This window comes from Reyranella sp. (assembly GCF_965227665.1).
GTDB lineage: Bacteria > Pseudomonadota > Alphaproteobacteria > Reyranellales > Reyranellaceae > Reyranella.
Genome location: NZ_OZ245767.1, coordinates 4,105,725 through 4,130,751 on the forward strand (window position 1 = coordinate 4,105,725; position 25,027 = coordinate 4,130,751).

At 65.7% G+C, this 25,027-nt stretch carries 22 protein-coding genes and 1 pseudogene; 18 read left to right on the forward strand and 5 right to left on the reverse strand.

What is annotated here, in order from left to right:
- Nucleotides 1–73 precede the first annotated feature (73 nt).
- Complete coding sequence (rutA, locus tag ACO07I_RS19825) at nt 74–1,156, forward strand: pyrimidine utilization protein A (protein ID WP_422010335.1); 1,083 nt, start codon at nt 74–76, stop codon at nt 1,154–1,156.
- A gap of 75 nt (nt 1,157–1,231) precedes the next feature.
- On the opposite strand, the gene ACO07I_RS19830 is transcribed toward rutA (ACO07I_RS19825), so the two are convergent.
- Nucleotides 1,232–2,950, reverse strand: a complete 1,719-nt coding sequence (locus tag ACO07I_RS19830) for a dihydroxy-acid dehydratase (RefSeq protein ID WP_422010337.1) — start codon at nt 2,948–2,950, stop codon at nt 1,232–1,234.
- 495 nt (nt 2,951–3,445) lie between these two features.
- On the opposite strand from ACO07I_RS19830, the gene ACO07I_RS19835 reads away from it, so the two are divergent.
- From ACO07I_RS19835 to ACO07I_RS19890, 12 genes are all read left to right on the forward strand, one after another.
- Nucleotides 3,446–4,408 carry a sulfonate ABC transporter substrate-binding protein gene (locus ACO07I_RS19835; protein ID WP_422010339.1) on the forward strand — a complete coding sequence of 321 codons (963 nt, stop codon included), beginning with the start codon at nt 3,446–3,448 and terminating at the stop codon, nt 4,406–4,408.
- Nucleotides 4,409–4,500: 92 nt separating this feature from the next.
- Nucleotides 4,501–5,283, forward strand: a complete 783-nt coding sequence (gene ssuC / locus ACO07I_RS19840) for an aliphatic sulfonate ABC transporter permease SsuC (protein ID WP_422018331.1) — start codon at nt 4,501–4,503, stop codon at nt 5,281–5,283.
- A gap of 1 nt (nt 5,284) precedes the next feature.
- Nucleotides 5,285–6,139 (forward strand): ATP-binding cassette domain-containing protein, encoded by an 855-nt coding sequence (locus tag ACO07I_RS19845; RefSeq protein WP_422010341.1) that lies wholly within the window; start codon nt 5,285–5,287, stop codon nt 6,137–6,139.
- 2 nt (nt 6,140–6,141) lie between these two features.
- Nucleotides 6,142–7,302: an FMNH2-dependent alkanesulfonate monooxygenase gene (ssuD, locus tag ACO07I_RS19850; RefSeq protein ID WP_422010343.1), complete on the forward strand. Its 1,161-nt coding sequence runs from the start codon at nt 6,142–6,144 to the stop codon at nt 7,300–7,302.
- A 161-nt stretch (nt 7,303–7,463) separates the two neighbouring features.
- On the forward strand, nt 7,464–8,282 hold the full coding sequence (locus ACO07I_RS19855) for a TauD/TfdA dioxygenase family protein (protein WP_422010345.1): 819 nt from the start codon (nt 7,464–7,466) through the stop codon (nt 8,280–8,282).
- Between the two features lie 170 nt (nt 8,283–8,452).
- Nucleotides 8,453–9,655, forward strand: coding sequence for a CaiB/BaiF CoA transferase family protein (locus ACO07I_RS19860; protein ID WP_422010347.1), 1,203 nt, complete (start codon nt 8,453–8,455; stop codon nt 9,653–9,655).
- 178 nt (nt 9,656–9,833) lie between these two features.
- The gene (locus ACO07I_RS19865; protein WP_422010349.1) at nt 9,834–11,618 is read left to right on the forward strand and encodes a PHA/PHB synthase family protein; all 1,785 of its coding nucleotides are present in this window, start codon (nt 9,834–9,836) and stop codon (nt 11,616–11,618) included.
- Between the two features lie 631 nt (nt 11,619–12,249).
- The gene (rutA, locus tag ACO07I_RS19870; protein ID WP_422010351.1) at nt 12,250–13,353 is read left to right on the forward strand and encodes a pyrimidine utilization protein A; all 1,104 of its coding nucleotides are present in this window, start codon (nt 12,250–12,252) and stop codon (nt 13,351–13,353) included.
- Complete coding sequence (gene rutB, locus ACO07I_RS19875) at nt 13,350–14,099, forward strand: pyrimidine utilization protein B (protein WP_422010353.1); 750 nt, start codon at nt 13,350–13,352, stop codon at nt 14,097–14,099. Before rutA (ACO07I_RS19870) ends, rutB begins: the two co-directional genes overlap by 4 nt.
- Nucleotides 14,099–14,488: a pyrimidine utilization protein C gene (rutC, locus tag ACO07I_RS19880; protein WP_422010355.1), complete on the forward strand. Its 390-nt coding sequence runs from the start codon at nt 14,099–14,101 to the stop codon at nt 14,486–14,488. Before rutB ends, rutC begins: the two co-directional genes overlap by 1 nt.
- Nucleotides 14,489–15,265, forward strand: a complete 777-nt coding sequence (gene rutD / locus ACO07I_RS19885; protein ID WP_422010357.1) for a pyrimidine utilization protein D — start codon at nt 14,489–14,491, stop codon at nt 15,263–15,265.
- A 46-nt stretch (nt 15,266–15,311) separates the two neighbouring features.
- The gene (locus tag ACO07I_RS19890; protein WP_422010359.1) at nt 15,312–16,253 is read left to right on the forward strand and encodes a TauD/TfdA dioxygenase family protein; all 942 of its coding nucleotides are present in this window, start codon (nt 15,312–15,314) and stop codon (nt 16,251–16,253) included.
- A 32-nt stretch (nt 16,254–16,285) separates the two neighbouring features.
- Here the strand turns inward: ACO07I_RS19890 and ACO07I_RS19895 are convergent, their stop codons facing one another.
- Nucleotides 16,286–17,035, reverse strand: coding sequence for a TetR/AcrR family transcriptional regulator (locus ACO07I_RS19895; RefSeq protein ID WP_422010361.1), 750 nt, complete (start codon nt 17,033–17,035; stop codon nt 16,286–16,288).
- Between the two features lie 155 nt (nt 17,036–17,190).
- On the opposite strand from ACO07I_RS19895, the pseudogene ACO07I_RS19900 reads away from it, so the two are divergent.
- The 4 genes and pseudogenes from ACO07I_RS19900 (at nt 17,191) to ACO07I_RS19915 (ending at nt 20,860) form a co-directional block, all read left to right on the forward strand.
- Nucleotides 17,191–18,069, forward strand: a pseudogene (locus ACO07I_RS19900) (CaiB/BaiF CoA transferase family protein).
- Nucleotides 18,070–18,210: 141 nt separating this feature from the next.
- Nucleotides 18,211–18,813, forward strand: coding sequence for a hypothetical protein (locus ACO07I_RS19905; protein WP_422010363.1), 603 nt, complete (start codon nt 18,211–18,213; stop codon nt 18,811–18,813).
- 133 nt (nt 18,814–18,946) lie between these two features.
- Nucleotides 18,947–19,759, forward strand: a complete 813-nt coding sequence (locus ACO07I_RS19910) for a universal stress protein (RefSeq protein WP_422010365.1) — start codon at nt 18,947–18,949, stop codon at nt 19,757–19,759.
- Between the two features lie 114 nt (nt 19,760–19,873).
- The gene (locus ACO07I_RS19915; protein WP_422010367.1) at nt 19,874–20,860 is read left to right on the forward strand and encodes a Bug family tripartite tricarboxylate transporter substrate binding protein; all 987 of its coding nucleotides are present in this window, start codon (nt 19,874–19,876) and stop codon (nt 20,858–20,860) included.
- 20 nt (nt 20,861–20,880) lie between these two features.
- Here the strand turns inward: ACO07I_RS19915 and ACO07I_RS19920 are convergent, their stop codons facing one another.
- Together ACO07I_RS19920 and ACO07I_RS19925 are read right to left on the reverse strand one after the other, a co-directional pair.
- A complete protein-coding gene (locus tag ACO07I_RS19920) occupies nt 20,881–22,215 on the reverse strand; it encodes an MFS transporter (protein WP_422010369.1) in 1,335 nt (444 codons plus the stop codon).
- Between the two features lie 130 nt (nt 22,216–22,345).
- Nucleotides 22,346–23,410 (reverse strand): Ldh family oxidoreductase, encoded by a 1,065-nt coding sequence (locus tag ACO07I_RS19925; RefSeq protein ID WP_422010371.1) that lies wholly within the window; start codon nt 23,408–23,410, stop codon nt 22,346–22,348.
- Between the two features lie 195 nt (nt 23,411–23,605).
- Between ACO07I_RS19925 and ACO07I_RS19930 the strand changes: the two genes are divergently transcribed.
- Nucleotides 23,606–24,544 (forward strand): tripartite tricarboxylate transporter substrate-binding protein, encoded by a 939-nt coding sequence (locus tag ACO07I_RS19930; protein ID WP_422010373.1) that lies wholly within the window; start codon nt 23,606–23,608, stop codon nt 24,542–24,544.
- On the opposite strand, the gene ACO07I_RS19935 is transcribed toward ACO07I_RS19930, so the two are convergent.
- Nucleotides 24,541–25,002, reverse strand: coding sequence for a hypothetical protein (locus tag ACO07I_RS19935; RefSeq protein WP_298311526.1), 462 nt, complete (start codon nt 25,000–25,002; stop codon nt 24,541–24,543). The genes ACO07I_RS19930 and ACO07I_RS19935 overlap by 4 nt on opposite strands.
- Nucleotides 25,003–25,027 lie beyond the last annotated feature (25 nt).

The window sequence follows — 25,027 nt, forward strand, 5'->3', positions numbered from 1 at the left end:
TTTCGCGCGATTCCGGGATGCGCGCGGATGGCATGCCGCTTGCTGCCTGTCCGGCATCACAGGCAGGTGCAGGATGGAAATCGGCGTCTTCATTCCGATCGGCAACAATGGCTGGCTGATCTCGTCGACCTCGCCGCAGTACACGCCGAGCTTCGACCTCAACCGCGAGGTCGTGCAGCGCGCCGAGCGCTACGGGTTCGACTTCGCCATGTCGATGATCAAGCTGCGCGGGTTCGGCGGCAAGTCGCGCCATTGGGACGACAATCTCGAATCCTTCACCCTGATGGCGGGCCTCGCGGCGGTGACGACGCGCATCGACCTGATCGCCACGGTCGCCGTTCTCACGCTGCCGCCGGCCATCACCGCGCGCATGGCGGTGACGATCGACAGCATTTCCAAGGGGCGCTTCGGCGTGAACCTGGTCACCGGCTGGCAGAAGGCCGAATACGACCAGATGGGCCTGTGGCCCGGCGAAGAGCACTTCAAGCACCGTTACGAGATGGTCACCGAGTACGTGACGGTGATGAAGCAACTCTGGGAGACCGGCCAATCCGACTTCAAGGGTAGCTACTTCACCATGAACGACTGCCGGCTCTCGCCGCTGCCCTCGCGGCCGATCAGGCTGATCTCGGCGGGCACCAGCGACGCGGGCATGAAGTTCGCGGCCGAGCACTGCACCTACAATTTCTGCAGCGGCCAGGGCGAGGCCAACGATCCGCGCGACTGCGCCGAGGCGGTCGGCCGCCTCAAGGCCGCCTGCGCCGCGGCGGGCCGGGACGTGAAGGCGCTGGCGCTGACCATGATCATTGCCGACGAGACCGACGAAGCCGCGCTGGCCAAGTGGGAGCACTACAAGGCCGGCGTCGACCTCGACGCCATCGGCTGGCGCTCCGACCAGGCCGCATCCGACAAGTTCGCCGCCGAGAACTCGACGGCCGGCCGTATCCGTCGCCGCGAGCCGCTGCCCAACAACGGCTCGCGCCTCATCGGCTCGTACGCGACGGTCGCGCGCCTGCTCGACGAGATGGCCGAGATCGACGGGTTGGCCGGCGTGATGCTGACCTTCGACGATTTCATCATCGGCATCGAACAGTTCGGCCAGCGCATCCAGCCGCTGATGAAGAGCCGCATGAAGTTCGCCGCCGCGGCGTCGTGATGGAGCATGACCCCACGCCCTCGTAGGACGAGGGCACTTCCCCTTTGACGACTCCGCAAAGGGGAAGTGGGCGACCTAGACCACGCACCCATAGTGCGCCGACGACACCAGCTTCGTGTACTTGTCGTGCACTGAGCCGGGGCGTGGACGGTCCGCCGGGGCGGGCGGGCGCCAGTCCGCCATGCGGCGGGCCAGCTCCTCGTCGGAGATTTCGAGGTTCAGGGTGCGGGCGCCCGGATCGATGACGATGGTGTCGCCGTCGCGCACCGCCGCGATCGGGCCGCCGCGCGCCGCTTCCGGCGAGATGTGGCCGATCAGGATGCCGTGACTGACGCCCGAGAAGCGGCCGTCGGTGATCAGCGCCACATCCTCGCCCAAACCGCGTCCCTGAAGCTGGATGGTAAGCATCACCATCTCGGGCATGCCGGGGCCGCCCACCGGACCGACATTGCGCACCACGACGACGTTGCCCGGAACGATCTCGCCGGCGCGGATCGCCTTCATCGTGTCGGCCTCGGATTCGAAGACGCGCGCGGTGCCGCGGAACTCGCCCTTCTCCAGGGTCTTGCCGCTCAGCTTCAGCAGGCAGCTCTCCGGCGCGAGGTTGCCCTTCAGCACGCTGATATGGTTGTTCGCGGGCGCCGCCGGCTTGGACACGGGGAGCACGATGTCCTGTTGGCCGATCTCCTCGAGCGTCGGGACCGATTCCAGGTTTTCCGCCAGCGTCTTCCCCGTCACGGTCATGACGTCGCCATGGAGGAAGCCATGGCGCAGCAGCTCCTTCATCACGACGGGCACGCCGCCGATCTCATGCAGGCTCACCATCGCATAGGGGCCGTGCGGCTGCAGGTTGCAGATCAGCGGCATGCGCTCGCCGACCTGCTGGATGCGCTCGATCGTGATCGGCACCTGCGCCTCGCGCGCGATGGCGAGGAGGTGCAGGTACATGTTGGTCGATCCGCCCATCGCATAGACCGTGGCGATGGCGTTCTCGAAGGCCTTCTCCGTCATGATGTCGCGCGGGCGGATGCCGGCTGCCATCAAATGATAGAGCGCGTCGACCGACGCCTTGGCCTGCGCCCGCACGTCGACATGGATGTCGCTGCCGGCCTTGTAATCCGCCGGATGCGAGGCGCCGCGCGGCAGCATCATGCCGATCGCCTCGGCGATGGTGCTCATCGTGTTGGCGGTGAACATCGCGCCGCAGGTGCCGCTGCCCGGCATGACGTTGCTTTCGAGTTCGAGCAGCTCCTCGCCGGAGATGCGGCCGGCCTCGTTGGCGGCGCGGCCCTCGACATAGTCCATGATGGTTAGGTTGTTGCCCTTGGAGGCCCAGGCGCCGAACGACACGCGGCCGGGCGAGCTGGTGCCAGGATAGAGCACCAAGCCGAAGGCGTTGGTGCGGGCCAGCGGCATGAGGGCGGCGGCGCCCGTCTTGTCGCAGCCGGAGATCACGATCATCGCGTCGCCGTGATGGGCGTAGTGGCCGATCTCGAAACAGTCGGCCACCACGTCGCGGGACACCAGGCTGTAACCGGCCGTGGGTGTGCCTTGAGTCAGCGCATCGGACACCGCCGGCGCGCCGACGATCAACCCGTTTCCGCCGCGCTCGGCCAACAGTTCGACCAGCAGGTCGCTGATGGTGCGCACCCGGTTGTTGCAGCGATGGGCGTTGGTATAGGCGCTGGCAATCGTCACCACGGCGCTGGTCTTTGCCACGTGGTCAGGCTCGAAGCCGGCGGCGCGGAGCTCAACCCGGGATTTCTTCCAGTAGGTGCTGCTGTCTTTTTTCATGGCGTTTCCGCGGGAAGGAGGTTTTCGGGCGCGAGCCATTTTCCACGCCCGTTTCCCTGCGGCCAGCGAAAACAGCGGCGAATTCCGATGCCGATGGTCGAAGCGAAGGCTCCGTGCTGCGATAGAGGCGGCGAAAGGAACATCGGTCTCCCGATCCCCTTCAAATCGACGGACACGTTTCATTGCGTCCCGTCGGCCTGCGCTTCAAGTTGGCATGGTGGCTGGCGAGGCTTTCGAGGCCGGGTCGGCACAATGGCCAACGGGGGAGAGCCGCGCTTCCCCCTGCGGCTCTCCGCTATGGAGACCAGAGGCAATGCACATTCTTCGTTATTCCCCGCGCCCGTCACGGGCCCGCTCACGGTGCTGTTGTAGCGGCTGAGACCGGCGGCGCGAGCGGCTTCCAACAATCAACTGACGATCGCGGTCGAGGCCGGCGCTCTTCGAGAGCTGTCCTGCCGTGCCCGGACCGCTGCTTCACCACAACAGGAGACATCCATGATCAACAGAAGACACCTGCTTGCCGCTGTGCCGGCATCGCTCGTCGCGGGCTCGGCTCTCGGCCAGGAGGCGCCCAAGTCCGCCAAGGCGAAGGAGTTGCGCTTCGGCTATCAGCGCAGCGGCACGCTGCTGATCGCCAAGCAGCAGGGCATTCTGGAGAAGCGGCTCAAGCCGTTCGGAGTCGAAGTCAAATGGGTCGAGTTCTCGTTTGGGCCGCCGCTGCTCGTAGCGATGAACGTCGGCAGCATCGACTACGGCACGGTGGGCGACACGCCACCGATCTTCGCGCAGGCGGCGAAGGCGAAGCTTGTCTATGTGGCGGCCGTGGAAGCCGCAGGCTCGGGGGCGGCCATCCTCGTTCCGCCGGGCTCGACCCTGCAGACCCTGGCCGATCTCAAGGGCAAGCGCATGGGTTTCGCGCGCGCCTCCAGTGCCCACAATCTCACGATCGCGGCCGTGGAGAAGGCGGGTCTGTCCTGGAGCGACATCACGCCGGTGCAGTTGCCGCCGGCCGATGCGCGCACGGCTTTCGACAGCGGCGCGCTCGATGCATGGACGATCTGGGATCCGTATTTCGCGGTCGCCGAGAAGCGTGCGGGCGTCCGCATTCTCGCCACGGCGCGCGGCATCGCCAAGCAGAACGCCTACTTTCTCGGCAATGCCGACTACACGAAGAACAATCCCGAAGTCATCGCGGCGGTGAACGAGGAACTGGCCAAGGTCGCGTTGTGGGCGGAGGCCAATCGGCCCGCCGTGGCGAAGGTCCTGGCGGCAGCGACCGGCATCGATGTCGCCTCGTGGCTGCGCGCGGTCGATCGTACCGACTACCGGGTCGCTCCCCTGAACGAGGACGTGATCGAGGAGCAACAGCGGGTGGCCGACCGGTTCCACCGGCTGGGTCTGATTCCGAACAAGGTCGCGGTGCGTGACATCGTCTGGAAGTGGGAGGTCCGCACGTGAGCGACGCCCAGATCACGCTCCGTCCGCCGAACCCCTCCGTCGCCTTGGCGCGAGCGGAGGCGGCCGGCCGACCGCGCCGCCCCGGCACCGCCCTGAAGCGCTTCCTGCTCAGCGACGCGGCCGCCTGGATCGTGCCGGTGTTGATCCTGCTGGTGTGGCAGATCCTGTCGCAGTTCGACGTCCTGCCGGCCAATGTCATCTCCGCGCCCAGCGAGGTCGTCGATGCCGCCTGGCGACTGACTCTGAGCGGAGAGCTGCCGGGGCATATCCTCGTGAGCGGCAAGCGGGCAGCGATCGGCTTCCTGATCGGCGGCAGCCTCGCCTTCGCGTTCGGTCTGCTGAACGGCGTGTCCCGGATCGGCGAGAAGTTGACCGACACGACGTTCCAGATGATCCGGAACATCCCGAACCTCGCGATGGTGCCGCTGGTCATCCTGTGGTTCGGGATCGAGGACAGCGCCCGCGTCTTCCTCGTGGCGCTGGGCGTCTTCTTCCCGATCTACATCAATACCTATCACGGCATCCGCACGGCCGACGCGCAGCTCGTCGAGATGGGCCGGTCTTACGGCATGTCGAACTGGGATCTGTTCAGGCGGGTCATCCTGCCGGGGGCGCTGCCGTCGATCTTCGTCGGGCTCCGTTACGCCTTGGGCATCATGTGGCTCACCCTGATCGTTGCAGAGACGATCGCGGCCAATTCCGGCATTGGCTACATGGCGATGAACGCCCGCGAGTTCATGCAGCTCGATGTCGTCGTCCTCTCGATCCTGCTCTATGCGCTGCTCGGCAAGTTGGCCGACAGCACCGCACGCCTTTTCGAGCGCACGACGCTGCAGTGGCATCCCGCCTTCCAGGCCCCTCGCAAGGGAGTTTGACATGGTCGACGACATTCTCGTCCGAGTCCTGCTCGACGAGGGGCTTCCGCTGGTCGAGGAGCCGGAGGCGCCCGCCAGAACGCCCGATCTGCCGACGGGCGGCGTGGGCCTCACGATCCGTGGACTGACCAAGGCCTTCGGCGACAACGGTGTCCTTCACGGCATCGACCTGCACGTGCCCCCGGGCCAGTTCCTGAGCGTCATCGGCAAGAGCGGCTGCGGCAAGAGCACTCTGTTGCGCATTCTCGCGGGGCTCGACCGGCCGACCTCGGGCGACGTGCTGTTCGACGGTGTGCCGGCGGATCGTACGCCGCATGTCGGCAGGCTGATGTTCCAGGAGCCACGCTTGCTGCCGTGGGCGCGCGTGCTCGGCAACGTAGAGGTCGGACTGGGCGAACTCCGCGGCGAGCCGGGCGCGGAAGAGCGCGCGCTGGCGAAGCTGGCGGCCGTCGGCCTCGAGGCGAGGGCCGGTGACTGGCCCTCGGTCCTGTCGGGCGGCCAGAAGCAGCGGGTGGCGTTGGCGCGGGCGCTGGCGAGCAGCCCGCACTTTCTCGCTCTCGACGAGCCGCTGGGGGCGCTCGACGCGTTGACGCGCATCGACATGCAGGTGCTGGTCGAGCGGGTCTGGCGCGAGCAGGGATTCACCGCCGTGCTCGTCACGCACGATGTCACCGAGGCAATCGTCCTAGGCGATCGTGTCGTCCTGATCGAGGACGGACTCATCAAGCTGGAGATCGACGTCGACCTGCCGCGTCCGCGGCGCCGGGGAACGCCCGAGGTTGCGGCGCTGGAAGAGAAGATCCTGCGCCATCTGTTCAGCGATGGCGGATATGTCCGCCAACGGGAGGCCACATAGATATGTCCGGTGCCAATATCCTCTGGTTCCTGCCGACGCATGGCGACGGGCGATACCTCGGCAGCTCGATCGGCGCGCGGCCGGTCGAGCTCGCCTATCTTCGTCAGATCGCCCAGGCTGCCGACGATCTCGGCTATTTCGGCGTGCTGCTGCCCACGGGGCGGACGTGCGAGGATTCCTGGCTGGTGGCCTCGGCGCTTGCGCCGTTGACCGAGCGGCTGCGCTATCTCGTGGCCGTGCGGCCGGGTCTGCTCTCGCCGACGCTGGCCGCGCGGATGACCGCGACGCTGGATCGCCTGTCGAACGGCCGACTCCTGATCAACGTCGTGACGGGCGGTGATCCGGCGGAGTCGCGCGCCGATGGCGTGTTCCTCGATCATGACGCGCGCTATGCCGTGACGCGCGATTTCCTGTCCATCTATCGCCGGTTGCTTGCCGGGCAGGAGGTGAGTGAACAGGGACGCCATCTGCATGTCGAAGGCGCCCGGCTGGTGTTTCCGCCGCACCAGGCGGCCGGTCCCGCCGTCTATTTCGGTGGCTCTTCGAGTGCCGGCATCGAGGTGGCGGGCGAGTATGTCGACAAGTACCTGACTTGGGGTGAGCCTCCGGGACAGGTGGCCGAAAAGCTTTCCGTCGCGGCCGTTTCGGCGGCGCGCCACGGTCGGCGACTGAGCTTCGGTATCCGGCTGCACGTGATCGTGCGCGAAACCAGCGAAGAGGCGTGGCGCGCCGCGGACCGTCTCATCGAGCATCTCGACGATGCCACCATCGCGGCGGCCCAGCAGAACTTCGCCCGCATGGAGTCGGTCGGCCAGCAGCGCATGGCGGCGCTGCATCGTGGCCGGCGTGACCGGCTGGAGATCAGTCCCAACCTCTGGGCGGGTGTCGGTCTCGTGCGGGGCGGTGCGGGCACCGCCCTGGTCGGCGATCCACCGACCGTCGCCGCCCGGATCGCCGAATACCAGGCACTGGGCATCGATACCTTCATCCTGTCCGGCTATCCGCATCTCGAAGAAGCGTATCGATTCGCGGAGCTCGTGTTCCCACTGCTCGACCTCGCGGAAACCACGGGTCCGCGGCGCGCGCCGTTCGAGCAGGCGACTTCCGGCACCGGCGTGGCTGGCCTCCGCCCGGCCGAAGCGCCTCGGCCCCGCGCCGCCTGAGCAGAAGAGGTCGCGTCCCTCCGCGGGCGGCGATCCGCCGGGGGCATGGTGGCAGTCGCATTTGCGGCCGGATCCGCCCTCGTGAGTGAACCGACGATTGCCCTCGCGTGCCACCGGGTCTCTAATCGCCCGGTCCAAGGCGCGAACCCCGGAGCGATCGAATGGCCAGCAGCATCACCGTGACGCCGATCGCGGGCTCTCTCGGGGCGGAGGTGACGGGCGTCGATCTGCGCACCATGGACAATCACGACTGGGCCCAGGTCCACCAGGCGTTCCTCGACCACAAGGTGATCGCGATCCGCGACCAGGAACTGTCGCCGCAGGACCTGATGGATGTGGGCGCGCGGTTCGGCGAGCCCAACCACTATCCCTTCGTGAAGGGCATGGACGACTTTCCGTTCCTGTTCGACATCGTCAAGGAGCCGGCCGAGAGGCGCAATTTCGGCGGCGGCTGGCATTCCGACACGACCTATATGAAGACCCCGCCGCTCGCGACTTTGCTGTATGCGCTGGAGACGCCGGAGCGGGGCGGCGACACGCTCTGTTGCGACATGGTCGCGGCCTACGAGAGTCTGTCGGACCGCCTGAAGGAGATGCTGGGCACACTCAAGGGCGTGAACAGTGCCGGCCTCAAGCATGTGGGCGGCCGCAAGGTGCATCACGCGGTGGTCGGCGGCATGAAGATCACCGGTACCGAGGACGCCGATTCCTACGAAGCTGTGCACCCGATCGTGCGCACGATCGAGGAGACCGGCCAGAAGGCGCTCTATTGCAGCATCGGCCACACCGTCGCCTTCGAGGGCATGACACCCGAGGAAAGCAAGCCGATGATCGACTGGCTGCAGGCGCAGGCCACGCGGCCCGAATTCACCTGCCGCGTTCAGTGGAAGCCCGGCACGCTCACGATCTGGACAACCGCCGCACCATGCACAATGCCATCAACGACTATCACGGCATGCGCCGCCACATGCGGCGTCTGACGTCGGGCCCGACCAACCCCGTCTGAACGGCTGAGCTCGCCTTCCGTCGGGCGAGATGCGGCAAAGAGACCTCTGCGCCCGCTGCATTTCGGTGATCGGCTGGCTGCGCTTTCGCTGGGTCCCGCCCTTGTCTATCTGAGACGTCGAACCCACCATCCGCGGGATATGCAATGACCGAGGCAACCGGGCCGCTCGCCGGCCTACGCATTCTGGATCTGACGACCGTGCTGTTTGGCCCCTTTGGCGCGCAGACGCTGGGCGACTGGGGCGCCGAACTCATCAAGGTCGAGGGCCTCACCGGCGACCAATGGCGCTACACCGGCCAGTTCCGCAACAGGGGCATGAGCGGCCAGTTCATGGCCGCCAACCGCAACAAGCGCAGCGTGGCGGTCGACCTCAAGACCGGCGGCGGCGCGGAGGTGCTTCGACGCCTGATCACCAAGGCGGATGCCCTCGTGACGAACATCCGGCCCGCCGCCCTGGAGAGGCTCGGCTTCGGCTACGAGGCCTGCAAGGCGCTCAATCCGAAGATCATCTATGCGGCCGCGACCGGCTTCGGCCAGGACGGGCCATGGGCCAAGCGGCCGGCCTTCGACGAGATCGTCCAGGCGGCCTCCGGACTTGCCTCGTCCATCGGGACCGACGACGAGCCGGCCTTCGTGCCCAGTCTCGTCGGCGACAAGCTGTGCGGGCTTGCGCTCGCCGGCGCCGTAGCGGCCGCGCTGGTCTATCGCGAGCGCACCGGCAAGGGCCAGCTCGTCGAGGTACCGATGCTGGAGACCGTCGCGGCCTTCAACAGTATCGAAATGCTGGGCGGGCACGCTTTCGTCCCGCCGATCGGGCCCGCAGGCTACAAGCGCGTCAAGGAGCGCAAGCCGGTCAAGACCAGGGACGGCTGGCTCACGATGCTCCCCTATTCGGGCGAGAACTGGTGCACTTTCTTCGAAACGGTCGGCCGCCCCGAATGCATCGAGGAGTTCGCGGTTCGCGACCCGATCAAGCGGGCCGCCAACATCGACGGGATCTATGCGCGCATGAAGGAGATCGCGCTCGAGCGGACCACGGCGGAATGGGAAGAACTGCTGCTCAAGATCGACGTTCCCCATGCCTCGTTCGCGAAGATGACGGAGGTCGGCGAGCAGCCGCATCTCAAGGCCGTCGGCCTGTTCCAGAAGCTGGATCATCCGACGGAAGGGACGATCCAGCAGGCCCGCCCGGCGGCGCGCTTTTCGGAAAGCCCGGCCGCGATCCGGCGCATGCCGCCCCGGCTGGGCGAGCATACGCGCGAAATCCTCACGGAAGTCGGCTACAGCGAGGCCGACATCGACGCCTTGCTCAGCGCCAAGGCGATCGGCGAGTCCGCGCCGGCATAAAGCGCGGACGGCGGCCGCCATGGGGCGAAGCCGCGCCGTTCTTGACCTGGGTCAAGGTCTCCAACGGCCTTTCAGGCAGAGTGGCGCGGCCGTGATCGCCGGTTCGCGGCGGGCTTGTCTCGATTGCCGTCATTCGTCATCCGGCGATGGTTCCACACGCACGGAAGGCGACTGACCGATGGCGTCGGACAAAGGTTCATCGGTGGTTTCCCCGACCGCCGCGCACGACTCCTATGTCGTCACGGCGCTGTCGGACATTACCGATCGGGCGCTGCATGCGGCACTGGCGCGATTCACCCTCGGGCTCTCGCCGGCAGCGGTTGCCGCTGCCTATCTGGACTGGCTGGTCCATCTGATGGCCGCTCCCGGCAAGCGCCTCCAGCTGCTCGACAAGATGGCGCGCAAATCGATGCGCCTTGCCGACTTTGCCTCGCAGCAGATGGTGCATCCCGGCAAGGCCGCACCCGCGATCGAACCGCTTCCTCAGGACCGCCGGTTTGTTGGCGAGTCCTGGCAGCATCCCCCTTTCAATCTGTTCTATCAGGGTTTCCTGCTGCAGCAGCAATGGTGGCACAACGCGACGTCCGACGTTCGCGGCGTGACGCGTCATCACGAGGAGATCGCCCGGTTCAGCTGCCGTCAGATCCTGGATGTCTTTGCGCCCTCGAACTTCCTGCTGACCAACCCTGAACTCCAGCAACGCACGTTCGAGACCGGGGGCCAGAACCTCCTCGTCGGGATGCAGCATCTGTTCGAGGACTGGCAAAGAGCCATCAGCGGCAAGCGGCCGGTGGGGAGCGAAGCCTATGTCGTGGGCGGCAACGTCGCGGCGACCGCGGGTAAAGTGGTCTTCCGCAATCGGCTCATCGAGTTGCTGCAGTACGAACCCGCGACCGCCCAGCTCCACGCCGAGCCGGTGCTGATCGTGCCGGCATGGATCATGAAGTACTACATTCTCGACCTCTCGGCGCAGAATTCACTGGTGAGATACCTGACGTCGCAGGGTTTCACCGTATTCATGATCTCATGGAAGAATCCTGCCACCGATGACCGCGATCTGGGCATGGACGACTATCGGCGGCTCGGTGTGATGGCCGCTCTCGATGCCATTACCGCCATCGTCCCCGAGCGCAAGATCCACACCATGGGTTACTGCCTGGGCGGGACATTGTTGTCGATTGCCGCTTCGGCGATGGCACGGGACGGCGACCTGCGTCTCAAGACGATGACGTTGCTGGCGGCGCAGACCGATTTCACCGAGGCCGGCGAACTCATGCTGTTCATCGACGAGAGCCAGATCGCCTTCCTCGAGGACATGATGTGGGAACAGGGGTTTCTGGACGCCAAGCAGATGGCCGGCGCGTTCCAGATGCTGCGGTCGAACGACCTCATCTGGTCCGTGGTCCTGCATCGCTACCTCATGGGCACGCGCGAGCCGATGAGCGATCTCATGGCGTGGAATGCCGATGCGACGCGGCTGCCCTATCGGATGCATTCGGAGTATCTGCGCGGCCTGTTCCTCGCCAATGACCTGGCGGAAGGAAGGTATCTGGTCGAGGGCCGGCCGGTTGCGCTGACCGACATTCGCGTTCCGATCTTCGCCGTCGGTACGTCATGGGACCACGTGGCGCCGTGGAGATCGACCTACAAGATCCACCTGCTGGCCGACACCGAGGTGACCTATGTGCTCACCAATGGCGGGCACAATGCCGGCATCGTGTCGGAGCCGGACCGCATCGGCCGGCATCATCAGGTCATGACCAAGAAGGCAGAGGATCGCTATGTCGATCCCGATACGTGGCTCGCGATCGCCCCGCAGCGCGACGGCTCGTGGTGGCCCACGCTCGCCACATGGCTCGCGTCCCATTCGGACGGCATGCAGCCACCGCCTTCCATGGGTAATCCCGCCGCCGGACTGGTGGCGCTTTGCGATGCGCCGGGCACCTACGTCCTGCAGGAGTGATCGGGCCGCGCCAAACGGGCAGCGATCCTGCCCCCTCAGTCCATGCAGGCGCCAAACAGGGCGATGTAGAAGATGAAGAGCGTCCCGATCACGACGAGGATCACGATCGAGGCCGGTACGAGGTATCGCGAATGACGCAAGCGGGGCCGCATGCGGTCGTCAGTCTCCGGGAGCCGACCGTGCCCCGGGATCTTTCAGGATCGACGCCTGTGCCGGTCGGCGCCGGTATGAGCCACCGAAGGGCGGGATGTCGTCCTGCCCGCGAGAAGTTGCTGCGCGAGGACGATGGTCAACAGGCAAAGCGGCACGCCCACGAAAACGATGACGTCCACGATTGTGAGATAGTCAAGCAATGTCCCCGGTGCCTGCATGGCAAGTCCTTCGAATGATTGCTTGAGTTTGCCCGGCCGCCGGGCGCGGGACCTTGCTCCAGATCAAAGCCGTCGCGGCCACGGTACCAACGAGGGGAAGACGATCCGGCTTTACCGGCAACCGTGCAGCTTAATCCGCACCGGGTTGGATTTCGATGCAACTCCCGGGCCATCGCGGCGCGTCGCGCGAACTATAAAAAGTGACCGGATCGACGGCTTTTGGGAAACTCCGCGGACCCATCGTCCCTCGGAGGCGGCCCTTGGAAATCGGCGTATTCATCCCGATCGGCAGCAACGGCTGGATCGTCTCGACGACGTCACCGCAATACAAGCCAAGCTTCGAACTGAACAAGCAGACCACGCTGAATGCGGAGAAGTATGGATTCGACTTCGCCCTGTCGATGATCAAGCTGCGCGGATTCGGCGGCAAGAGCGAGTTCTGGGACCACAATCTCGAATCCTTCACCCTGATGGCCGGCCTCGCGGCCGTGACCTCGCGAATCAAGCTCTATGCGACCGTGCCGACGCTCGCGATTCCGCCGGCAATCGCGGCGCGGATGTGTTCGACGATCGATTCCATCTCGCACGGCCGCTTCGGCCTCAACGTCATCACCGGGTGGCAGCGGCCCGAGTATTCGCAGATGGGAATCTGGCCGGGCGACGAGTATTTCGCGCGCCGCTACGACTATGCGGCCGAGTACGTCCAGGTGATGCGCGAGCTGTGGGAGACCGGCACGTCCAACTTCAAGGGCGAGTTCTTCAAGATGGAGGACTGCAAGCTGAGCCCCCGTCCGCAGCAGCCGATGAAGGTCATCTGCGCCGGGCAGAGCGACGCCGGCATGGCCTTCACGGCGAAGTACGCCGACTACAATTTCTGCTTCGGAAAGGGGTTCAATACGCCGACCGCCTGTGCCGACACCGTCGAGCGCATGCAGAGGATAGCCGCCGGCAGCGGTCGCGACATCGCGACCTATGCGCTGTTCATGGTCATCACCGGCGAGACCGATGCCGAGGCCGAAGCCAAGTGGCAGCACTACAAGGAGGGCGCGGACCTGGAAGCGCTCAAGTGGCTGACCGATCAGGGCAGCGCCGACAAGAAGTCCGGCGCCGACACCAACGTGAAGCACATGATCGACCCGCAATCGTCCGTGAACCTGAATATCGGGCTCCTCGTCGGCAGCCACGCCAAGGTGGCGCGGATGATGGACGAGGTGGCGACGATCCCCGGCCTCGCGGGCACGTTGCTGACCTTCGACGAGTTCGTGAGCGGCACCGAGATCTTCGGTGAGCGCATCCAGCCCCTGATGAAGAGCCGCAGGCATGTCGCCTCGGCGGTTGCCCCTGTCGCGGAGGCCGCGGAATGACCAAGCCCGTCAGCTACTTCCCGTCCGACGATCCGAATGCGCGTCATCTCGAGGCGCAGCCGGAAGCGCTCTTGATCCGGCCGCAGGAGACGGCGCTGATCGTGGTCGACATGCAGAACGCTTATGCCTCGAAGGGGGGATATCTCGATCTCGCCGGCTTCGATGTCTCGGGGGCCGCGGCGGCCATCGAGAAGACGCAACAGGCCTGCGCTGCCGCCCGCGCGGCGGGCGTGACGGTCGTCTATTTCCAGAACGGCTGGGATCCGGACTATGTGGAGGCAGGCGGCCCCGGATCGCCCAACTTCCACAAGTCGAACGCCCTCAAGACCATGCGCGCGAAGCCCGAGCTGCAGGGCAAGCTGCTGGCCAGGGGCGGCTGGGACTACGAGCTGGTGCAGGAGCTGCGGCCGCAGGCCGGCGACATCGTCGTTCCCAAGCCGCGTTACTCTGCCTTCTACAACACCAACCTCGACAGCCTGCTGCGGTCGCGCGGCATTCGCTCGCTGGTGTTCACCGGCGTCGCGACCAACGTGTGCGTCGAGTCAACGCTGCGCGACGGCTTCTTCCTCGAATATTTCGGCGTGGTCCTCCACGACGCCTGCCACCATGCCGGGCCGGATTTCGTGCGGAAGGCCTCCCTCTACAACATCGAGAAGTTTTTCGGCTGGGTCTCCTCGGTCGAGGCCTTCCAGAAGGCGCTGAAGGACAATACCAATCCGACGCTGACGATGAAGGGAGCAGAGTGATGCCGATGAAACCCGTGATCCCGGCCGGTTCCGGCAAGACCCTGGCACCCTATTCGCCCGGCGCTATGGCCGACGGCATCGTCTATGTCTCAGGCACGCTGGCGCTCGACAAGGAAACCAACGTCGTCCATGTGGGCGATGCTGCCAAGCAGACCGAGTTCGTGCTCGAACAGATCAAGTCGGTGATCGAGGCGGCCGGCGGCACGATGGCCGACGTCACCTTCAACCAGATCTTCCTCACCGACTGGGCCAACTACGCGGCGATCAACGCCGTCTATGCGACGTACTTTCCCGGCGACAAGCCGGCGCGGTACTGCATCCAGTGTGGGCTGGTGAAGAAGGACGCGCTGGTCGAGATCGTCACGACGGCGCATGTCGGCAGGAGCTAAGTGAGCATCGACGTCTTCGAAAGCACCCGCGAGGGTGCGCCGACCGTGCTGCTGTCGTCCGGTCTGGGTGGCGCGGCGGGCTACTGGGCGCCGCAGCTTCAGTCGTTGCGCGCGCAGTACCGCGTCATCACCTACGACCAGGCGGGAACGGGCCGTGCCAGGCGGGACCTGCCGGAAGATTACACGATCGGCGCGATGGCCGACGATGTGCTGGCGATCCTGGACGAGACGAAGACGCGTGCCTGCCATTTCGTCGGGCATGCGCTCGGCGGACTGGTCGGACTGGATCTGGCTCGTCGGACGCCCGAGCGGCTGACGTCGCTCACCATCGTCAACGGCTGGGCGGCTGCGGACGAACACACGAAACGCTGCTTCGAGGCGCGCCTGCTGTTGCTGCAACATGCCGGTCCGGCCGCCTATGTGCGGGCTCAGCCCATTTTCCTCTATCCCGCGCTCTGGCTGGCACAGAATGCCGAACGCGCCCGCCAGGAAGACGCGCACGGGCTCGCTCATTTCCAGGGCGAGGAGACCCTGCGGCGTCGGATCGGTGCGCTCCTGCGCTTCGATGCGACGGCCGAGCTGGCCTCGATCAAGACGCCGGTTCTCGTCATGGGCGCGCGGGACGACGTTCTCGTGCCTGCCAGCAAATCCGAAGAGCTGGCGGCCGGCCTGCCGAACGCCCGCCTGCACGTGACCGACTACGGCGCGCACGCCGTGAACGTCACGGCGCCCGCCGCCTTCAACGCGACGCTGCTCGACTTCCTGGACCAGGCCTGAGTGCGAAACATCGCTGGCCTGGTTCTTGCTGATTCTCTCCCGAGACTTGACTGAACGGTCAGGTATTCTGACAATCAATCGTGTTGCTGCAGGCAGGGAGGCCAGGCATGGCTGGGGCGAAATTCACCACGCGTCCTGTTTCACCGGACATTGGCTGCGAGATCACCGGCTCGACGTAACTCGAGACCTCGCGGACCCCGAGGTCTTCGCCGAGGTGAAGGACCTTCTCGGCAAGCACCACATGCTGGTCTTCAAGGGCCAGGAAATAGACGCCGAGAAGATGATCGCGTTTACCGAGCACTTCGGCGAGCTCGACATCCACATTCTCCGCCAGTTCACCCACAAGGATCACGCGACGGTCAGCATCATCTCCAACATGGAGGACCGGAAGGCCAACGTGAACGACGTGTCGCTCAACTGGCATACGGATCTCGCTTATCGCAAGCGGCCGTCCGCCTTCGTGACGCTCTACGCCGACGTCGTTCCCGAGGAGGGCGCCGACACGCGCTTCGCAGCCGTGCAGCGTGTCTACAAGGACATGTCGGAGCAGGAGAAGAATCATCTCCGCGGCCGCCGCGCCACCTACAGCTTCCTTCATCTGCACAGCAAGCGGCCCGATCCGGATCCCCTGACGCCCGAGCAGCTCGCGGAATCCGCCGATGTCCACCATCCTCTCCTGCGCCGCCATCCGGACACCGGCGAGGAGATCCTCTACCTCAACCTGCCCGACTGCATCGGCGTCAGCGGCCTCGAGAAGGAAGAGGGGCTCCAGACCGTCCGCAATCTTTATGAACGGATCACCGATCCCGCGAACACGATCGGCCACAAGTGGACGGTCGGCGATCTGGTGATCTGGGACAATCGCACGCTGATGCATTCGGCGACCTACTTCGACGACAAGAAGTACAAGCGCCGCATGCTCAGGACGGTTGTGCGCGGCGAGGAGCCGATGCCCTCGACTCTGGGCGCCAGCGCCGCGGCCGAATAGGAACGGGCCTCTCCCCCGCAGGCCAGCGGGCCCTATTTCTTCGCGCTTTTCACGGCACAGCCACCCAGCACGAGCTGGGTGATCATGTCGGCGCCCTTGCGGTAGACGTCGTCCGTCATCTTCTGGACGCCGAGCACCGCGCGTATCTGCGCCTCGAAATCGGCGTAGGTCTGCGTCATTGCCCAGATGCAGAAGAACAGGTGCATCGGCTCGACATTCTTCATCAGGCCCTTGGCGACCCATTGCCGGATGATCCTGGATTTCGCTTCGAAGGCGATGCGCAGGTCGTTTGCCAGGTAGGACTGCAGCTGCGGCGCGCCATGCAGAATCTCATTGGCGAAAACTTTCGAGGCGAATGGTCGGGTTTTGGACAGTTCGACCTTGGCGCGGATGTAGGATGATAGGGCCTCCGCCGGATCGCTGTCCGCCTGGAAGTGATCGGTCGTCGAGATCCAGTGGTCGAGCACGTTGTCGAGGACGGCTTTGTACAGGCCCTCCTTGTTGCCGAAATAGTAGTGAACATTGGCTTTCGGAACCTCGGCGGCGCGCGCGAGCTCGAGCATGCTGGCGCCGCCGAAACCCGCTTCCGCAAACACACGTTCCGCCGATGCAACGATGTGCGCCATCGTCAATTTGCGAATGCGGCCAACCGACTCCGGTTCCTCTTCCTTGCTGCCAAAGGGAGCGCGGCGGCTCTTGTTTGCTGCTTTTTTGACCGTCGCGCCGGACTGCCCATTAGTTGACAGTTTGGTCAGCTTCCGATTAGCGTTTTTCTTGTTCATTGTCTGGCTTCGCTTTCGATCGAAGGTCTGGCGACAGAATGGGGCAGGGGCAAAGAAGGTCGCAAGGCCGCTTGTCTCTTCGTGGGGGATGGTTGGGCTTTTGCATAGACCGGCATCTCGCCGGTCGGCAATGACCAGCGGATATCCGCGGCGTTCTGCGCCGTGAGGCCTGCAAGACGCTCAATCCGAAGATCATCTATGCGGCCGCGACCGGCTTCGGCCAGGACGGGCCCTGGGCCAAGCGGCCGGCCTTCGACGAGATCGTCCAGGCCTCGTCCGGTCTCGCTTCGTCCATCGGGACGGACGACGAGCCGGCCTTCGTGCCCAGTCTCGTCGGCGACAAGCTCTGCGGACTGGCGCTCGCCGGCGCCGTGGCCGCGGCGCTGGTCTATCGCGAGCGCACCGGCAAGGGCCAGCTCGTCGAGGTGCCGATGCTGGAGACCGTCGCGGCCTTCAACAGCATCGAGATGCTGGGGGGACACGCCTTCGTTCCGCCGATCGGTCCGGCGGGCTACAAGCGGGTCAAGGAACGCCGGCCGGTAAGAACGAAGGATGGTTGGCTCACCATGCTTCCCTACTCCGGCGACAACTGGTGCACCTTCTTCGAGACGGTGGGCCATCCCGAATGTATCTAGGAATTCTCCGTCCTCGATCCGATCAAGCGGGCGGCCAACATCGATGCGATCTACGCGCGGATGAACAAGATCGCGCTCGAGCGGACCACCGCGGAGTGGGAAGAATTGCTGCTCAAGATCGACGTGCCCCACGCCTCGTTCGCGAAGATGACGGAAATCGCCGAGCAGCCGCATCTGAAGGCGGTCGGCCTGTTTCAGAATCTGGAACATCCGACGGAAGGGACGATCCAGCAGGCGCGCCCGCCAGCGCGCTTCTCCGAGAGCCCGGCCGCCATTCGCCGCCTGCCGCCGCGGCTCGGCGAGCATACGCGCGAAGTGCTGGCGGAAGTGGGCTACAGCGACTCCGACATCGATGCCTTGGTCAGCGCCAAGGCCATTGGCGAAGCCTCGCTCCCATAGACGGCTTTCCTCTTCCCTGATCTTCGCGACTTCGCCGTGCGCGTCTACGGGGCGTGCGCCTTCACCCACCCCCGTGGCGATCGCTTGCCAGCGTCTGCGGGCCGTGTAGGCTCGGCCGGTGCAGCAACCCAAGAAAGCCCTGTGCTCCTGACCGAGTTCCAGCTCATATCGCTTCTGCAAACGACGTTACTCGGCCTGGGCGGTCTGGTCGGCGTCTTGTGGCTGAACTCTTTCTTCATCCGCCGCATCTCGGTGCGTTACGAGATTCGGGCGCGCAGCTGCCTCGCGCGCCGCGCCCACGACAAGGCCCTGGCGGCTTTCTTCATATCGGTCGTATACCTGGCCCTGGTCCAGCTGAGTGCAATCGCGCTCTGGGGACTGGCGCTCGTGTCGCTCCGTATCGTCGACGATCCCGTCCGGGCGATGCTGTTTGCGGGGAGTTGCTACACGACCATCGGCATCATCTCCGATATCGCGTCGGAACGATGGTCGATGCTCCCCATCTTCATTGCAGTCTCGGGCATCTTCTCCTTCACCATCAGCACGGCGACCGTCATCAACATGACGCCCCTGTTCCGCCGGGCCTGGTTTGAAAAGCACGCCAAGCGCATTCGGGCGATGGTGGAGGCCGAGGGAATCGATCTGTCGGACGCGGACATCAGCGATCAGGTCCGCAGCCTGCTCGGCTACAGCGGTCCGGAGCCCGATAAGCGCAGGTCGAGCGGGGAGGGTGGCTCGCATTGATCCGACGGTATCCGGGCTGCCGAAGCAGGATCGGCGCACAACTCAGACGCAACCAAAGTGGTGCAATCGTTCCTTGCGGTAGGCCAAAGGCACCACTCAAAGACGCGACTGACGCAGAAACGAGGGGCTGGTGATGTTCAAGTCGGTTCTTGCCATTTCCCAAGGTGGCCCCGACTCGGCCATGTCCTTCAAGCTTGCCAAGCGCCTGGTGGGCGTATTCGGCGGCGAGGCGGATGCGCTGCATGTCTCGCCGGGCATGCCCCATGACATCGTGATGGCCAGCGAAATGATGCCGCCGATGGTCGGGCGCGGCGAGGACGACGCACGCGCCGCCGAGAGCGCGCGCCAGTATGCGGAGATTCTCGAGCCCTTGAAGGGCTCGACTTACACAGCCGACAAGATGCCCACGCTCGACGGTCTGATTCTGCGTGGTCGCAGCGCCGACCTCGTCGTTGTCGGGCGGCCGGGCTCCGACCCCGAGAACGTCGCGCCCGCGACCGTCCAGGCCGCCATATACGACTGCGCTCGACCGGTCATGATCGCGCCGCCGGACCCGGGGCAGGGCGACTTCGACCATGTCGTGGTCGCGTGGAACGGCAGCTTCCAGGCCGCGCGGGCGGTCGGTTATGCGGCGCCCTTCCTGGCTCGGGCAAAGCGGGTGACGATCGTGGTTGTCGGCGAGGCGCCGGACCGTGTCGGGGCACCTTACCTCGCGCGCACCCTCGGTCGCAGCGGGATCGAGACCTTCGTCGAGTCCATCGACCCGGGCGCGGTGTCGGCGCGTGCCCGCGGTCGTGCGCTCCTGGGCTACGCGAATGACAAGCGGGCCGACCTGCTCGTGATGGGCGCCTACGGTCGCGGCCAGTTGCTTACCTTCCTGGGTATGGGCGGCGCCACCGCCAAGGTCATCTCTTCCTCCCGAGTGCCGCTGCTGGTGGCGCACTGAGGTCCCGCTTGCCGAGCTGATGCCGCCTCTTCCCTGCCAGTATGGCGGCAGTTGGCGTTGCTGCTGCGACGGCGACGTGCTCGGGTTGCACTGGACTACTCGGTGCTTGAACGAATGTTCCATTTATCGCGTCTCTCCCGCCGCAGTGCGCTGATCGGCGCAGCCGCAGCGTTCCTGCCGGCAAGCAGCCGCGGCTCGAGCTGGCCCAACGACAGTACGATCAACTGGATCGTGCCGTTCCAGGCGGGGGGCCTGACCGACGCATTCGCCCGCCCGGTCGCGCAGCGTGTCTCCGAGAGCATCGGCCAGACCATCGTGATCGACAATCGTGGCGGCGCCGGCGGCACGATCGGCGCTGCACAGGCGGCCCGCGCGGCGCCTGACGGCTACACTTTCCTGGTCGCCTTCACCGGCCTCGCCTATGCGCCCGTCATCTATCCCAATGCCGGCTTCGAGTTCGGCCGTGATTTCGAGCCGATCAGCGCCCTGGCGCGCACGCAGTCGTCCCTCGTGGTCAACCCGGAGCGCCTCGACGTACGATCGGTCCGGGAATTCGTCGAGCATGCCCGGCGGGCGCCCGGCTCCATAGACGTCGCCTCGATAGGTCTGGGAACGACGACTCACCTGGCTATCGATATGCTGCAGAAGCGGGCGGGCATCGAACTGCATCACGTGCCCTATCGCGGCGGGGCAGCCGCTCTGCGTGACCTTCTTGCCGGCCACGTCGCTGCGACCTTCATGTCGATCGGTACGCTGACGGGCTACGTGAACAAGGGCGATCTCCGTGTCCTTGCGGTGGCGGGGCGCCGTCGCGAGCGCCTGATGCCTGAGGTGCCGACGATGGAGGAGGCCGGGTTCCCCGATTTCCGCGTCGTCAACTGGTTCGGGGTTTTCGCGCCGCGCTGGACGGCCTCACCGATCCTCGATCGGATGCACGCCGCGATCCAGCAGGCATTGGCCGAGCCTGCCATAAAGCGCCTGTGGCTCGAACAGGCGGCGCGCGTCGAACCGGAGTCTCGGGCCGATTTCAGCCGGTTCGTGGAGCGCGAGATCGACCGGTGGAGCCGGACCGCGCGGGCCGCCAACGTCCAGATGGAGTAATACTGTCCGGGCTGCCTCTGTCAGAGCGACAGCCGCTCCCGAACGGGGGCCCCGGGGTTCCCATCGAGGCGAGAGCCGCGGGGCAGTGTCCCGCTGGCATGGTCCTCCGGCAGGCTCTCGTCATTGTGTCGCCACAGCGGGTGCAAGGCGATGACGGCCAGCGAAAGAGCCGCGCTCACCGCGATCACGAGGGCCGGTGCCATCAGCAGGCCGGCGCGATCGACCAGATACTCGCACAGGAGGGGCGCCAGGCCGCCCAGTGCGCCGGTCGCCAGGCTGTAGCTGAAGGCCATGCCCGTGACGCGGACATTTCGAGGCAGAAGCGTTACCATCATGGCCGAGAAGGCACCGATGAAGAGTCCCTGCCCGATGCCCAGCAGCATGCTGCCCAACGCCAGCAGCACGAAATTGCCGCTCAACATCAATTGAAACGCCGGCCAGGCGACCGCGACCAAAACCACCAGTCCGATCATCGACATGCGACGGCGGCCGACATGGTCGCCCATCCAGCCGCCGGCGAGGGCAGCCATGCAGATCACCAGCAGGCCGAACATATTGGCAATCAAGGCCATGGATGTGTTCGCAGATGAGTGCCGCTCGATCCACGGCACGACGTACATGAAGCCGACGAACGAGACGATTGCGGTCGAGATGTTGGCCAGGCCGATCGCCAGCATCTGGCGCCAGTAGCCGGTAAATGCTTCGCGCAGGGGCGAGCGACTCTTCTTTTCGACCCGCTCCGGCGCCAGGGAGTGGCGCAGCACGACACCGATGCCTGTCAACAAGACGCTGGCGAGGAACGGCAGGCGCCATCCCCAGTCGTGCATTCGCTCCTCGCCCAGAGCCGAGGTGGTGAGGTAGGTCATCAACGTGCCGAGCAGGAGACCGCCCACGGCCCCCAGCGGTCCGAAGCTGCCGGCGACGCCGCGGCGACGAGCTGGGCTGGTTTCGATCAGGAAGACAATGGCCGATGCGTATTCCCCGCCGACCGACAGGCCCTGCAGCATCCGCAGGATGACGAGGATGATGGGGGCGGCGATGCCGATGGTGGCGTAGGTCGGCATCAGGCCAATGATCAGGGTCGGCACTGCGATCAAGAGCACCGACAGCTGCAGCGCCGCTTTGCGGCCGAAGCGGTCGCCGATGGTGCCGAACAGGATGCCGCCCAATGGCCGCATCAGCATGCCGGAGGCGAAGGCACCATAGCTTGCCAGCATTGCCGTCACGCCGTCGCCGGCGGGAAAGAAATGCTCGGCCACGAAGACCGCCAGGTACGCGTAGATGATGAAGTCGTAGAACTCGATCGTGTTGCCGATCGCACCGGCAAACAGATTTTTTCTTTCCGACTTTGTCATGCTCGGGGTCCGCGCCTTGACGGGGAGCAGTGTCGACGGCCGCGCCAAGCTCCTGATCGTTCACCTTTGACCGGCACCCCGTCCTGTGACAAGCGCGATTGTACTCAAAGTGGGCACTTCGCGCGGGCCGTCAGCCTTCCATAATCCATTGCGCGCCCGAGGCGAGCGCGATGTCTTTGACCTGGGCCAGCAGGTTGGGGCCGACCGGGATGCCGGTCTTCAGCCGGGCGGCGGCGATGCGGCGCTCGGGATCGCCCGCCACCTGCACCGGCTTGGCCGGATCGGCTGGCCGCGTGGCGCGCAGCGTGTCGCAGAAGGCGGCGACGTCGGCCTGGAAGTCGGCGGTGTCGCGGAACATGCCGGGATCCATCGCCAGGAAGAAGTGGCCGATGTCGATCGGACCCGGCCGCGTGTTGCGCGTCGGATCCGTCACCATCACGCCGCCTGACAGAGCCGAGCTCAGGATGTTGACCATGGCGCCGAGTCCGTAGCCCTTGTGGCTGCTGCCTTCGGGCGTCCCGCCGAGCGGCGTCATGTAGCCGCCCTTGCTGACCTCGTGCGGATCGGTGCTGGGCAGCCCGTCCTTGGTCACCAGCCAGCCGGTCGGCGTCTGTAGCTTCTCGTTCGCCTTATTGCGGATCTTGCCGGCGGCGACGGTCGTGGTCGCCATGTCGAGCAGGAACGGCTCGCCAGGCTTGCCCGGCGCGGCGAAGGCGATCGGATCGGTGCCGAGGCGGGCTTGCGCGCCATTGGTCGGCGCCATGTTGATGCCGCTCGCCGAGGTCGTCGCCATGCCGATGAAGCCGGCGTCGACGGCCTGCAGCACATAGAAGCCACAGGCGCCGAAATGACCGGAGTTGCGCACGGCCGCCACGCCGATGCCGGTCTTCTTTGCCTTCTCGATGGCAATCTCCATGGCGCGCCGGCCGGCGGGATGGCCGAGGCCGCCGCCGCCGTCGACCAGCACCGACACGGGCGTCTCCTTCACGATCCGGGGCTCGGCGCCGACATGGAGCTTGTCGGCCCGCCGGCGCTCATCGTAGGGCGGCACCATCGAGATGCCGTGCGTGTCGATGCCGTGCAGGTCGGCCCAGCTCATGATCTCCGCCGTTCCGGCCGCCGTCTCCTTCGGCATGCCCCAGGCCTCGAGGATCAGCTCGAGCTGCTTGCGGTGGATCTCGTACGACGCGGGCATGCTTCATTCTCCATTTTGGCGGCGCCATTATTGAGGGCCGGCAACGCAGCGCATCAACATTTTCTGCCGGGGCGTCCCATACACGGCAACCCGGAAGCGCCCTCACGCCATGCCGCTTGCCAGCATTTCGGCGATATGGTGAGTGTCGGCACCTAAGAGCATCTTTGATGCAAGTATTTGCAGTGGAGTAGGGACATGGCTGTCATTCAGCGTCGGGCGTTGGTTGTTGGCCTCACGGCTCTGGGCGCCGTCCCCTTCGGTCGTGCGTGGGCGAATGCTCCGCTGGAAGTGCTGCATGGCTATACGGCCGGCAGCGTGACCGGCCAGGTTGCCCGGTTCGTCGCCGCGGTATTGGCAAGCAAGGGCCGGCCAGCGCCGACCCTGCGGGCCATACCCGGCGACCATGGTTTCGCACCGGTGCCGCCCTTCCTGGCGGGACCTGCGGGCGGGAGCCGGATTCTCGTCGCCGACACGCTCACGCTGATGATGAACGGTGTGGCACAGGGCAAGCTTCCGGAGGTGGAGCGGCTGGTCCCCATCGCCAAAGTGACCAACGGTTATTCGACAGCTTTGATCACGGGCGCAAAGAGCGGCCTGAAGAGCTGGGCGGACGTGGTGTCGGCCGCGCGTGCTCGTGGGCTCAAGCTCGCCGGCTCGGGACGCCTGTCGGCCTACGGCCCGGCATTGGCGTGGGTTGCTGCCGCCGCCCCGGGTGTGACCGACGTCGATGCCCCCGGCAATGATCGGATTTTCGAAGCCGTACTCAGTGGGACGACGGCGATCGGCGTCGTCACCACGGATTCCATCGCTGCCATCATGGCACGCGGCGGCGAGACGCCCACCGTGCTCGCCACGTTCGGGGCCGCCCGTTCGGCTGCTTTCCCCGCGGTGCCGACCTTTGCGGAGCTCACGGGCGACCGGCAGCGCGACTACACCTTCAGCTATTCCGTCTTTGCGCCGCCGGGATCCGCCGGTTCCTTCGTCGAGAGCATCGCTCGCGACCTTGCGGGGCCATTCCCCAACGACCTCGTCAGCTCGTTGGGCCAGCTGGGAGCGCGGGTCGCAGCGGGCGATGCGCAGCTCGTTCGGGAGACGATGCAGCGCGATCTTCGCGTCGCCCGCTCCTTCCTCTAGCGGCGGGCCGGGCAGAGCGACAGGTAGAGAAAGAACGCGATAAGCGGCAGCGTGAACCAGTTGAGCGCGGCACCCGGGGCCGTGCCCATCGTCGTCACCGGCTTCAGGGTTCCCGCCAGCCCGCGCAAGACGGGCTCGAGCGTGAACACCAGCAGCACGAGCGGCACCGTTCCGCGCCAGCGCAGCAGCAGCACCCACAGAAGCAGCGCGAGGAGAAGCTGGATCGCGCCCCACTGGCCGAAGACCGCCACGATGTTGGAGCCGCCGTCGACGGTTGCGACGTCGATCGTGGCGATCGACTGCGCGCCCCCGTCCGCCGCCAGCAGGTGGATGCAGGAGCGCACGGTGATGATGCCGAGCCAGGCGATCGCCACCCAGAAGGAAAGCAGCGGTCCGTCATAGTGAGCCGGATTGGCGGGCAACAGCCGCGCGGGGGAGGGCCACCAGGACGAAGGCATGGAGATCGTGCTTTCCGTTAGACAG

Bases quoted from the DNA above. Each gene is read 5' to 3' on its own strand.
- ACO07I_RS19895 (WP_422010361.1), bottom strand. From the start codon at position 17,035: ATGAACAAGAAAAACGCTAATCGGAAGCTGACCAAACTGTCAACTAAT.
- ACO07I_RS19845 (WP_422010341.1), top strand. From the start codon at position 5,285: ATGGTCGACGACATTCTCGTCCGAGTCCTGCTCGACGAGGGGCTTCCG.
- ACO07I_RS19910 (WP_422010365.1), top strand. From the start codon at position 18,947: ATGTTCAAGTCGGTTCTTGCCATTTCCCAAGGTGGCCCCGACTCGGCC.
- rutC (WP_422010355.1), top strand. From the start codon at position 14,099: ATGCCGATGAAACCCGTGATCCCGGCCGGTTCCGGCAAGACCCTGGCA.
- ACO07I_RS19915 (WP_422010367.1), top strand. From the start codon at position 19,874: ATGTTCCATTTATCGCGTCTCTCCCGCCGCAGTGCGCTGATCGGCGCA.
- ACO07I_RS19925 (WP_422010371.1), bottom strand. From the start codon at position 23,410: ATGCCCGCGTCGTACGAGATCCACCGCAAGCAGCTCGAGCTGATCCTC.
- ACO07I_RS19865 (WP_422010349.1), top strand. From the start codon at position 9,834: ATGGCGTCGGACAAAGGTTCATCGGTGGTTTCCCCGACCGCCGCGCAC.
- rutA (WP_422010335.1), top strand. From the start codon at position 74: ATGGAAATCGGCGTCTTCATTCCGATCGGCAACAATGGCTGGCTGATC.
- ACO07I_RS19830 (WP_422010337.1), bottom strand. From the start codon at position 2,950: ATGAAAAAAGACAGCAGCACCTACTGGAAGAAATCCCGGGTTGAGCTC.
- rutB (WP_422010353.1), top strand. From the start codon at position 13,350: ATGACCAAGCCCGTCAGCTACTTCCCGTCCGACGATCCGAATGCGCGT.
- ACO07I_RS19835 (WP_422010339.1), top strand. From the start codon at position 3,446: ATGATCAACAGAAGACACCTGCTTGCCGCTGTGCCGGCATCGCTCGTC.
- ACO07I_RS19860 (WP_422010347.1), top strand. From the start codon at position 8,453: ATGACCGAGGCAACCGGGCCGCTCGCCGGCCTACGCATTCTGGATCTG.
- ACO07I_RS19855 (WP_422010345.1), top strand. From the start codon at position 7,464: ATGGCCAGCAGCATCACCGTGACGCCGATCGCGGGCTCTCTCGGGGCG.
- ACO07I_RS19935 (WP_298311526.1), bottom strand. From the start codon at position 25,002: ATGCCTTCGTCCTGGTGGCCCTCCCCCGCGCGGCTGTTGCCCGCCAAT.
- ssuD (WP_422010343.1), top strand. From the start codon at position 6,142: ATGTCCGGTGCCAATATCCTCTGGTTCCTGCCGACGCATGGCGACGGG.
- ACO07I_RS19930 (WP_422010373.1), top strand. From the start codon at position 23,606: ATGGCTGTCATTCAGCGTCGGGCGTTGGTTGTTGGCCTCACGGCTCTG.
- ACO07I_RS19920 (WP_422010369.1), bottom strand. From the start codon at position 22,215: ATGACAAAGTCGGAAAGAAAAAATCTGTTTGCCGGTGCGATCGGCAAC.